The organism is Halomonas sp. 3D7M (assembly GCF_014897885.1).
GTDB lineage: Bacteria > Pseudomonadota > Gammaproteobacteria > Pseudomonadales > Halomonadaceae > Vreelandella.
This window is the reverse complement of sequence record NZ_JABUZF010000247.1, coordinates 83542-84393: the sequence shown is the minus strand read 5'-3', so window position 1 is coordinate 84393 and position 852 is coordinate 83542. Positions and strand designations below refer to the sequence as shown.

The following is an 852-nucleotide window of genomic DNA, read 5'->3' as shown; positions in this document are numbered from 1 at the left end:
CCTATCCAACTGCCGGTAGCCGATCGCCTCGATAAAGTGTGGCTGGGTGGGCTTGGGTTCGCCTTGTAGGTCGGCCAGGGTAAGCGCGACCCGCAGGACACGGTGGTAAGCGCGGGCAGAGAGTTTGAGTTTTTCCAGCACGCCTGCCAACCAAGCGCGCTCTTCATCGTCCAGCGCACAGGCGGCTTCCAAGGCTTTGCCGCTTAGCTGGCTGTTGAGTGCGCCTCGCGCCATTTGGCGCTCTCGGGCGGCCATCACCCGCTCGCGCACGGCGCTGGAAGGTTCGCCTTGGGTTTGCGCGGTGAGCTGTTCTGGCGGTAAGGCGGGGACTTCCACCTGGAGATCAATGCGGTCTAGCAGTGGGCCAGAAAGCCGTGCCTGATAGCGCTGAATCTGGCTGGCGCTGCACTGGCAGCGCTGACGCGGGTCCCCCAAGTGGCCACAGGGGCAGGGGTTCATAGCGGCAACGAGCTGAAATTGTGCTGGGTAACGGCGTTCATGACTGGCGCGTGAGAGGTGAATTTCCCCCGTTTCCAGTGGCTGCCTTAACACTTCTAAGACGTTGCGCGAAAACTCCGGCAGCTCGTCTAAAAACAGCACGCCGTGATGAGCAAGCGAGATTTCCCCTGGTTTGGGTTTTGAGCCTCCACCCACTAACGCGGCGGCGCTGGCGCTGTGGTGGGGCTGGCGAAACGGGCGCTGGCCCCAGTCTGCTTCAAGCGGTAGCCCGCAGACTGAGCGTACAGCGGCCACCTGCAGCGCATCGTCTTCGCAAAGCGGCGGTAAAATGCCCGGTAAGCGGCTAGCGAGCATGGTTTTTCCGGTGCCAGGAGGCCCTGCTAGCAGCAAATT

The 852-nt window shown here is 62.2% G+C and carries 1 protein-coding gene (only partly in view); it reads right to left on the bottom strand.

Features of this window, described 5'->3' with window-relative positions:
• Window positions 1-852 carry part of the coding region annotated (locus INT22_RS21150; protein WP_226912775.1) for a YifB family Mg chelatase-like AAA ATPase on the bottom strand (this coding region is incomplete at its 5' end). 24 nt of the annotated region lie to the left of the window's left edge, so 852 of the 876 annotated nt are shown.